Here is a 10,105-nt window from a genome sequence, read left to right on the forward strand (position 1 = left end):
ATACATCGAGTATATGTTGGACGTACTAAGGTAAAGTACTTTTGATTGACCTTGGTATAAAATATTGTGGAGGGTTCTGAGTTGTGCAACACCCTCACTAAACATCATTAAATACTGACAAACTGAATAATAAGTTATGTATATAATGGTAATCGGGATAGACGGGACGGGAAAATCCACAGTGTGTAAGGAATTATTAAAACAGATTCCAATGTCCAAGTTAACAAAGGAACCATATAAGTACCGTGTAGATCCACGGTTAGATCCACATGATAAATTAATCACGTTTTTGTATGACCGGATGTATCATATGGATCTGGTATCAGAATGGCTGCAACAGTATCATGTGATCAGTGACCGCGGATTTTACTGTAACATGGCATATCAGGCGGCAGAAGGAATCCAGATCCATAATATCTTTCTGATGCAGCCCCGGAATCTTATACTTCCAACCCACGTGGTGTACCTTGATGCAGATATCGGCACGTCAATCGAACGGATCAAAAAACGTGGGGAGATCCCACCGTCAGAAAAAACCATGTATGCAATCAAGTGTAATTACGAGTACATTAAAGACCGGTATATCATGCCACCAATTAAATTAATAGATATCAATACCGATAACAAATCAATACCTGCAATCGTCTCTGAAATCCTGAAACAATTGTTGACGTATTAACAACCGGATTAACCTCCAAATCTGTTTTTTTTAAATCTCCGAGTTAACTCAATCCAATCCAGTTTAATTTCAGTCCATAACATTTAAAATATATGAAAACTAAAATTAAATGTTATGCCTGTTGTTGTTGATTACCGGATCTATCATAAATATCCGGGAAAACTGGTAAAATATTACAAATCATTTAATACATTACAGACTGTGTTTATCAGTGATCGTGGTCCGGAAAATCTGAAGTTATGGACCCGGATCGAACCGGATCAAATCTCAAAATACGTGTATACTCATACAATTCATCATAACAGACATGATAAAAAGATTTATATTCAGAATACAAAGTTTAACTCAATTACCGAATCTGAATCATCATCATATAATTCCGATTTTACCATCCGTTCAAATACATGTAAAAAAAGTGGTAATATTCTGGACATGACCGGAATTCTTGATAATATCCGTGATTCCGCATCCTGCTCAACCTGTAAATATCATTCATTCGGTGTATGCAGGTACCTTCCACCGTTTTTAAACGGATTTCCACGTGTTACATCATCGGACTGGTGTTCCAAATACATGAAGGAATGAACCAAGCCGGTTCTGCCCCGTGTTATAGGGACGTCCAAACCACCATGGATTTTGTCTATCAAGAACCGCCTGGATTTTTCGATCCATTTGTTACATATAATCGATCATGCAAAATAAAATCATCGATTACATCAGACGATTTTGCAATAAATCCGAGATCATATTCGATAATTTTCATATGAACTCATTTGAATGAGTCCGCCACAGTTCCAGATGCTCTGGCATACAGTATGGATATCTCCGGAGAGAGAATCTCATCACAAATCCTTTATTTTCCAAGACGTTGTGCACCACACTATACGAATTCCATCTGCCGAACACGGGCATCCTGATCAATATCGTCAGGGGTGAGTGCTGCCATGCAGTCAAAGAGCCGATACTTACATGAACCTGGCCCGGGAGCATCGATCGCTGCCCGCTCTCCAGCTATACCAAATGCTGCAGCACCTACAACGGATGCACAAAGAAAATCAGAGGTGACCGCTGCACAAGAACCAATAACCGATGCAGCCATGCAACCTGTCCCGGATATCTGTCCCAGGTATGGATGACCATTCTCACAGAGAAAGATCCGGGATCCATCACTGATGATATCAGTTGCACCGCTCATGACAACGGTGCACCCAAGACGGGCAGCAAGTCCAGAGGTAATATCAATTGGATCCCCTGCAACTCCCCCTGAATCTACTCCTCTTACATGGGCCTCTTTCCCGGCAAGAGTCCCAATCTCTCCGGCATTCCCTTTGAGGATCGAGATGGACAACTCCTGAATCATCCTCTGTGCCGTCTTTGTCCGAAATGTTGTAGCCCCTGCTCCCACCGGATCGAGTATGATCGGAATTCCGCGTTTTTCTGCGGCTTTTGCGGCGATGAACATCCGATGAATCTGCTGTGAATCAAGAGTCCCGATGTTGAGGACGAGGGCTGATGCAATGGCAACCATCTCTTCGACCTCCCCTTCTGCATGAGCCATAACCGGTGAAGCGCCAATGCAAAGGGTGATATTTGCACAGTCATTCACCGTGACATAGTTCGTTATATGGTGAATGAGAGGGGTTTTTTCTCGGATATCTGCAAGAATTGATCCATACCGTGTCATAAATAATCCAATATTCCGGATCCACGTCTCCATTGTTACCATAAATCTTTTTGTAATGCGGCAGAGACGAAGACTGGTCATTGCACATATTCTCTCCGTTTTTAAGAAATGAGGATCAATTTCCCTCAATGAACTTAAGGTTTGTAGCATATCACGATCCATATCTTTTCACGAAACCAAAATGAAATCCGGAAAATTTGATCATTTTTAAATAATGGTTATTTATAACATCATAGATGTAATACAGTGGGTTACGTTTTAATCGCATGGCGCACAATAAAACCCCTGTATTGTATGCCCACACACACAAGAGAAACATCAGGATTGGGAAGGAAAAAACTCCTTCTTTCCTTTTGTTTCAGAGAGGTTTTCCGGTATGGTGTGTCAGGCACTGTTGTAATATAAGTTACCTGCAAAAATCCAGGTTACCTGCAAAAATTCATGGTTATTCATTCATAAATTATCATTAGTTACCTGCGATTTTTTCGTTTCATCGGTTTTTGTTTGTTTAACTGTATCCATTTGTTGTTTTTGTCATCAATTCGGATATTCCATGCTTTGCTTGCAATAGTATGAAAATAATTCTTTGAAACATCAACATCCGGATACTCTGACTTGAATTTTTCATAAAGTGCATATTCGACAACTTCTTCAAAATCATTGTCTTTTCCAAATTTACGAATAAATTCTCTTATTTTTTCACTTTTATGATCAGGATTTCTGTTCATCCGTGCTTCTTCTTCTGCAAAAAATTTATATATATCATATTTGGATTCCATTAACTTTATATATCTAATTCATAATATTTAAATATTACTGGAAATTTATATATAGTAAATGAACCCATTATTTAAATATGCAATGTATCGAATGTAAATTTCAGAAAGATGAGAAATTATGCAGAAAGAGAAGAAAAAATCTGGATGAAGTCTCTGCTTCTGATTGCAGATATTTTGAGCCAAGTCTTTATTATCAGTTCAGAAAGTTTATCGAGGAAGAGTGGGATGAGCGGAATGTTTATATGACCACCGATTTTGTCGATAAATTCAATATAACACGGCATCTGTCACGGCACTATCTCTACGATATATTTACGAGAAAAGAACGTATGCTGTTCCGTGTCAAATTTTATAACAAGGCATATTATTTCAAACGCACTCCGCAGAATGTCAAGGAAATAAATGAATACCGGTATATTGGAATAAAGATAGAAATGAACTGATTTCCGGTTTGTCAAAACAATACAACACTGGTAAACCCTCTCAACAAAGAAGGGGGAGATTTTCTTCCTTGTTGTTTTTTGGTGTTGCACATACCTACTGGTTGTTTCTAATATTTAAATGTTTTTTAGAAGTGTTTATATGTTTGCATAACCAATCTAGTATGGCCGATGAGTAATCGGGAGAACAGTCTATGATAGATTATAAAAAGTATGCAGAGATGTATTCTTTGTCGGAAAACGAAGTCAAAACAAAAGTTGAAGAGTATCAGGCAAAGCTTAAGTCAGAAATAAAAGAGTTCTTTAGTGATGCGGAATCATTACAAAAGAAGATTGATGAACTGACTGTTTCAAATATATCAAAGATATTCGTTCTTTCGCCACTTTTATATGCAAAGAAAGAGGCAGAGAAAGGGAATTTAAAGGAAATCAGCTGTATTGTGTTTGGTGTAAGCCCGACTGAGGATCGGAATGATTATGAGAAGCGTCAGGCTCGTAATATGTATTACGAAGACCTTAAAAACGGAACTGATCAGTCCATTAAATCAGGGCTTGTTCGGATTGGTGTAACGGAGGATGGGAAGAAGTATCCGATTCCGTTATACAGTAAGAAGTTTGTCAAGGACAAAGACGGGAACGAGATCCCGAATCCGAAGTATGGTCAGGATATTCCATATGATGGACAGAAACGTCTTGTAATGTATGTTTCGTCAATTGGTGATTCAGAAGTTGAATCATTGGAGTTTGGAACTATCCGCTGGGATAAGGATTGTAAAAACCATCCGAAGATTGGTTGTAAATCGGTTGTGTACGGTAACAAATATGGTAAAACGATCAGTGTATACAAGGATGCATACGAGGATTACGGACCGTATGATATGGCATGGTCTGTTGCGGAACGTGTGCTTCCGAAATCGGAGTGTTGGAAGGAATTGGGTGAGGTTGCTTCTCCGAAGGTTGCGCCATATACCCTGTTCTTTACCCGTGGGAATGTATCACGTGTGCAGGAAAACGAAGGAAAATATGTCTTGCGGATCACATCGATCGATGTTCCCGATGGTATCAAATTAAGTACCAGATCCAGCGTTATTGGGAAACAGATTCTTGATTTCCAGAGCGGTGATGAAGTCATTGTTGTTGGAAAGAAGATGAATTTCAAGGGTGATGATGGGAACATGATTGATTATTATCAGTTATGGGGTGCTGTCAGAGACACTGGTGGCGCAGAGGATGAGATGCGGAAGAAACTTGCAGCTGCAGGTTTAATCTAATTTTTAAACTTTTCTGTGAGGAATTATGCCTGAAGAAACATGTGAAACCTGTAAGTTCCTGTATTACCCGCAGGATAACCGGCGGTTTGGGTGTCGTCGGTACCCGCTTCATATACAGGGAACCAGATTTGTTGATGGTCATCCGAGTCAGTTTTATTGTGGGGAATATCAGTCAAAATCCAAAGTAACGTCTCCCCGTGATAAACAGTGAATTTTGTAGTGTTATCAGGTAATTTAAAATATCATCATAAAGTAGTTTATAGGGAAATAAATTACATTTCTTTGTAAACCACGTTATCACCTCCATTAAATTAGTAATTGATTATTCAGGAGAGCATTTTGTTATGGCGAAATGGGATATAGAAGAGAGTTCTGATACTGCAGGTGATCCTGCTGTTAATCAGGCATCATCTCATAAGAAAGTCCCGAAAAAGGACTTTACAAATGTGTTATCAATGTTCAAACCGGCTATTGAGATACCGGCAGTAAAGTGTCTCCGTTGTGGTATCTATGGAGCACCAAAGGCTGGAAAGACACACTGGGTGTTAACTGCAAAGCGACCATTATATATTCTGGATACTGAAAAATCATTGCCATTATTGGTAAAGCAGTTACCGGAGGATGTTCAGAAAGAGATCTTCGTGGTTGATCTTGTTGATTATGCTGAAAAGAAAGGCCAGCATATGGATGTTACTAAGTCTATGGAAGCTGCTTTTGAAATCATCGGGCAACTGGTTGATGCAGTGTCAGAGTCAGAGACAATTGGAACGATTGCAATTGATTCCATGTCTGATATATGGGAATATCTGAAGATATGGCTTGCTGACAACGTTGATGAGTCCAAGAAATTCGGTGATGCCATTATGGGAACCGAATGGGGAAGGGCGAATAAACGCTGGACCCAATTAATGAGATTACTTCAGGCTTCAGACTGGAACGTTATACTTACGTTTAAATCAAAACAGAAATATGATGGTGTGAAAGCAACGGGTATTTTCGATCCTGACTGGCAGAAAAATACATTTTACTGGCTGGATCTGAATATCGAGGTTAAGCGTGAATTTGAAGATCACCGGTTTGTCTTTCATGGTGGGAGATTCGGTGATAAATATGATGATTTGATTAATCCGACATTTGATGATGTCAGGGAATACCTGACGAAGAAATCGGGTGTTAAATTCTTGTAAATCATGACCGATAATTACAGGGATCGTGTAATAAGTAAGTCACATCTTACTTCTTACACATTCTGTCCGTTACAGTATAAAAAAATCTATGTTGATAAGTCTGTTGTGCAGGATGAAAACTATGCAATGGTGACAGGTACCCGGTTTCATGAATTTGCAGACACATTTATGCAGATTGCTCATGAATACCGGCCTGCTGACTGGGAAAATTTTATTCATCCTGATTTCACGGATTCTGAACGTGATATGATCTCATGGTTTATTGATATGGAGAGACGGAGGCTGATAGCGTTAGATTGTGATTTGGACTTGTGGAAACCTGTATTTTGTGAAAAAACGGTTATAAATGAGGAACTTGGTATCGGTGGAACAATCGATAGATTGGATCGGTTTGGTTCTGGTTACTGTATAGTTGAGTATAAAACAGGAAAGTCGGTTTATAAACCAAGTTTACAGAAAGAAATCGGATTTTATAAGTATCTGTTATCAACAGTTCCCGATTACGCTGATTATCAGATAGTTATGGGAATGGTAATTAATCCAAGGGTTCGGCAGATTGAGTTGTTAAAACCGAGTTATGAATCAACAATTCTGAAACTGATTCAGAAGTGTCAGGATGTCAGAAATGGGGGTGAGGTTATACCAACATGTTCTGAATCAAAAATGGCAATTTGCAGTTGTAAATGCTCAATTGAAGAGTCCGGGTTGTATAATAAATCCGTGTCCGGAAAGAAGGAATCTGACTAACAAAAAAGTATAAATACATGGTAATTTGAATGAATAAATATATGTGCGATGGTTATACTTATACACACACATGTACATGTAATAAATCTGTGTTAGATAAGATTATTGCAGGTGTTGATGTAGAGAAACTTGCATATGAAACCGAAATAGATTTATTCAATGTGTTACAAATAAAGTTATCACAGTATGATTGTACTGAGTCTCTGATAGAGAAAAAATTAATTATACGTGATATGATCATTCTGATTACCGCGTATTATTTGCAGTTGGATGATGGAGTATGACAATGACTGAAGATAAAGCAAATGGGAATGAAGTAAAGTATTGTATGGAGGTTACTGAGAAGGAGTTTCTTGGTATCTTTTCAATGTGCAATCTCATGGTGATGAATGCTGTTGATTTCGAGAGTCTTTCTCAGGAAGAACAGAAGGATTTCGAACTGTCATTTTACAAGTTCAGGGATATTATATCCAGTATGTCTTCAGAAGATATCAGAGATATAATTGTTCATCTGGATGATATTCGCAAGGACATTATTAAGCAGAAAGAAAAGAATGAAGAGGGAAAAAACGGGGAATAAAGGTTCAGTTTAACATGGATAATCATGTGATTATGATCATGGGAATTGTGTATATGCAGTTCCTTATGTTCATACTTAATGCTTATTTGAAGTTGAACCTTGAATTTGTGCAGTTATATTCACCGTTTATGGTTCTCTTTATTATCCTGTTTGTAGGAGCTCTGAATGTATATAATTCAAATTAATTAACATGGGTGTTATAGATGGAGAGCAATGATTATCAGGCCACGTTGGATCAGTTCTGGGAACTCTTTTAAATTCTGATTTTTATGTATAATCGGAAGATCAGGGTTTATAAATACGGTAACCGGATGTATATCCGGTGTCTTTTTTGTGATGTTCATATTCCGGTAACTGTTAACATTAATAACGCAACAAATATGATTGATATCATTGGTGTTTGTCGGAAATGTTCATTTGATTTTGATGTGACAGTGAGAAGTCAGATGGTTGCTTTGTCTCAATGCTCTGATAAATTCTAAAAAAAATCTATGATAATTAATTTTTCATTATATTTTTTAGAAGATTTATCTCTTTTATAATACAACGATATAACGAGTTTAAATCTACATCAATCCCCAAAATTGTTTTCCAAATCTCATCTAATTGTATTCTGTATTCTCTTCCATGTTTTAATTGTTCATAGATACTTTCCAGCGGTTTATTTCCTATATTTTTGAAATTTTCAATAATTAGAATTTTTTCCGATTCAGATAATTCTGATAGATTCGGAATCATAAAATCATCCAATACATATTCTGATAATTCTAAAAACGCACCTTCTGTTTCTACCCTTTCAATCAGGACTTGTAATAAATTAAATACACTATTAAAATATGAGGTTAGAATAATTGCGTCTGAATCAGGTAAATTAACTGAATATAACAATTTAGTAGGCGCTGCAAGAATTGAAGAGTAATATGCTAAAGCAAATGTATTTGGAGCTGAAATATTAAATCTCCGAACAATATATAAATTCCCAAGCCGATTATCAACATTTCTTTTAATCTTGTCTAATAATTTAGATTGAAATTGTTTACCCAAAGATTCCTGAAATTTTCTGAAATCTCCCTTACTCCAAGATGTAGTGATAATATAATCTAAAGTATCATCAACAATTATTTTATTTAACCCTGATGCTCTTCGTAATGCAAATTGGACACAATTTTTTGGAATTTTAAATTCAACAGTACCAGATTTATGCAAGGCATGGTATGAGTTTTTAGTTTGCTTATTTAAAATCCATATATCATTCTGTCTTGAAGCATTATCTCTATTAGAAAGGATTATTAGGGATGATAAGAGGCCCTTTTCTAATTCAAAACCACGTTTAATTTTAAAATTAGATTCAGAAATCCTAATAAGCTTTGGGTGTTGTTCAAACTGTTGATAAAAAGAATACAAGTCTTTATTATTTAAAACGATAAATTTGAACCAATTTTTTGTAGAAATAAAGGAAGAATAATCAATTTTTTCAATAATCATGCTTTCATCATTCAATTCAGAATAATTTTTTATTTTATCTGCTAAGATCAAAGCATCATCATGATTTTCAGGTAATTTCTTTAAAGTAACAATTTTTGTCATATAGGAGGAATTTGTTTTCTTTTTGACTGCAATCAATAATATTTCTCTTAATCTAGTACTTTCTGAAAATGCTGATCTAAATATTGAAGTAATTAAATATTTTACTGAATACTGTTCTTTTATCAGATCCCTAATACCCTCAAATGATTTTATTCTCAATATTGTTGCCGGAAGAACAAGAGCAATTACACCATCCTGTTTAGCAAATCTATCAGCCAATAAAATAAAGTAGCCATGATACCCCATTTGACCAGATATTATTGTTTTGTAATCCTCAAATCGACTATCCAATACGTCTTTATAATTTTTGGGGATTTTTTCCTGTCTAGTAAAGGGGGGATTCATTATTATAACATCAAATTTAGGTAATCTTATGTCATCCGGAGTTGAAATACCAAGTTTTACAACCCCTTTGGCATCTATTTTTGAATCCCCTCCAAACATATTTAGAGAAGTTTGCCCCCTTAAAACATAGTCAATTCCTGCTAAGGTGGGAATAACATCTCCTTCTTTTAATTCGGTAGAATCCCAGATTGCAATATTAACTTTATTTGTGAAATACTCTGGACTTTGTAATGCTAAATGACTGGCAGCGACATTGGCCGCAAAAGGCATAATATCAACCCCATATATTTCACTCTCTAAAAATTTTCTATGATCTTCCTCGGAAAAATCTTCTATTAATCGTTTTTTTGAATGGTATGCACTTACAAGTAATCCCCCACTACCCGCTGCAAAATCAACAACTGACACATATGGAGATTCAATTGCAAGAGAGGCTAACATATCTGCCGCCAAGGGATTTGTATAAAATGCAGCAACAATTTTTCTTACCTCAAATGGGATTAAATCATGAAAAATGGTTCCAAGTAAATCCCCTCCAACTTTTTCTGGGTTGAGGCCCTGAATTGCGCTAATAATCTTTTTTAAATCACCTAAAAACAAATCAGGAACCTTGGAGACTACATCATAAGAATAAATAAATCTATAATTGATTTCTAAAACTCTATTAAAATATTCCTGCAATTCACTCGATGATCTTAATTTTGATGAATCTATTTCAGGCAAATTTTTCTTTTTTGATAAAATTTGATAAAATAATAATTGATTGACAATAATATAAGAAGTGGCTAATCTTAAATTCTCCACTG

Annotated in this window: 11 protein-coding genes; 7 read left to right on the plus strand and 4 right to left on the minus strand. The window is 36.2% G+C overall.

What is annotated here, in order from left to right; all coding sequences use genetic code 11:
* Window positions 1-145 precede the first annotated feature (145 nt).
* Window positions 146-679 (plus strand): hypothetical protein, encoded by a 534-nt coding sequence (locus tag PLA23_RS06110; RefSeq protein ID WP_324331414.1) that lies wholly within the window; start codon window positions 146-148, stop codon window positions 677-679.
* 549 nt (window positions 680-1,228) lie between these two features.
* Here PLA23_RS06110 and PLA23_RS06115 read toward each other — a convergent pair.
* The 3 genes from PLA23_RS06115 to PLA23_RS06125 all read right to left on the minus strand — a co-directional run bounded on the left by PLA23_RS06115 (window position 1,229) and on the right by PLA23_RS06125 (window position 3,142).
* Entirely contained in the window at window positions 1,229-1,351 is a 123-nt protein-coding gene (locus PLA23_RS06115) for a hypothetical protein (protein ID WP_324331416.1), read from the minus strand.
* A gap of 208 nt (window positions 1,352-1,559) precedes the next feature.
* A complete protein-coding gene (gene thiM, locus PLA23_RS06120; RefSeq protein WP_324331424.1) occupies window positions 1,560-2,396 on the minus strand; it encodes a hydroxyethylthiazole kinase in 837 nt (278 codons plus the stop codon).
* Window positions 2,397-2,833: 437 nt separating this feature from the next.
* Window positions 2,834-3,142: a hypothetical protein gene (locus PLA23_RS06125; RefSeq protein ID WP_324474449.1), complete on the minus strand. Its 309-nt coding sequence runs from the start codon at window positions 3,140-3,142 to the stop codon at window positions 2,834-2,836.
* A gap of 77 nt (window positions 3,143-3,219) precedes the next feature.
* On the opposite strand from PLA23_RS06125, the gene PLA23_RS06130 reads away from it, so the two are divergent.
* The 6 genes from PLA23_RS06130 to PLA23_RS06155 all read left to right on the plus strand — a co-directional run bounded on the left by PLA23_RS06130 (window position 3,220) and on the right by PLA23_RS06155 (window position 7,367).
* Window positions 3,220-3,585 (plus strand): hypothetical protein, encoded by a 366-nt coding sequence (locus PLA23_RS06130; protein WP_324331420.1) that lies wholly within the window; start codon window positions 3,220-3,222, stop codon window positions 3,583-3,585.
* 191 nt (window positions 3,586-3,776) lie between these two features.
* The gene (locus PLA23_RS06135) at window positions 3,777-4,853 is read left to right on the plus strand and encodes a hypothetical protein (protein ID WP_324474451.1); all 1,077 of its coding nucleotides are present in this window, start codon (window positions 3,777-3,779) and stop codon (window positions 4,851-4,853) included.
* Window positions 4,854-4,878: 25 nt separating this feature from the next.
* Entirely contained in the window at window positions 4,879-5,064 is a 186-nt protein-coding gene (locus tag PLA23_RS06140) for a hypothetical protein (RefSeq protein WP_324331826.1), read from the plus strand.
* A 133-nt stretch (window positions 5,065-5,197) separates the two neighbouring features.
* Window positions 5,198-6,040, plus strand: a complete 843-nt coding sequence (locus tag PLA23_RS06145) for an AAA family ATPase (protein WP_324331827.1) — start codon at window positions 5,198-5,200, stop codon at window positions 6,038-6,040.
* 3 nt (window positions 6,041-6,043) lie between these two features.
* Window positions 6,044-6,787 (plus strand): RecB family exonuclease, encoded by a 744-nt coding sequence (locus tag PLA23_RS06150; RefSeq protein ID WP_324331828.1) that lies wholly within the window; start codon window positions 6,044-6,046, stop codon window positions 6,785-6,787.
* A 286-nt stretch (window positions 6,788-7,073) separates the two neighbouring features.
* Window positions 7,074-7,367 (plus strand): hypothetical protein, encoded by a 294-nt coding sequence (locus PLA23_RS06155; RefSeq protein ID WP_324331829.1) that lies wholly within the window; start codon window positions 7,074-7,076, stop codon window positions 7,365-7,367.
* Window positions 7,368-7,865: 498 nt separating this feature from the next.
* On the opposite strand, the gene PLA23_RS06160 is transcribed toward PLA23_RS06155, so the two are convergent.
* Window positions 7,866-10,105, minus strand: a 2,240-nt coding sequence (locus PLA23_RS06160) for an Eco57I restriction-modification methylase domain-containing protein (protein WP_324474453.1), incomplete at its 5' end; no start/stop codon positions are given.

Source organism: Methanospirillum sp., assembly GCF_035406105.1.
Lineage (GTDB): Archaea > Halobacteriota > Methanomicrobia > Methanomicrobiales > Methanospirillaceae > Methanospirillum.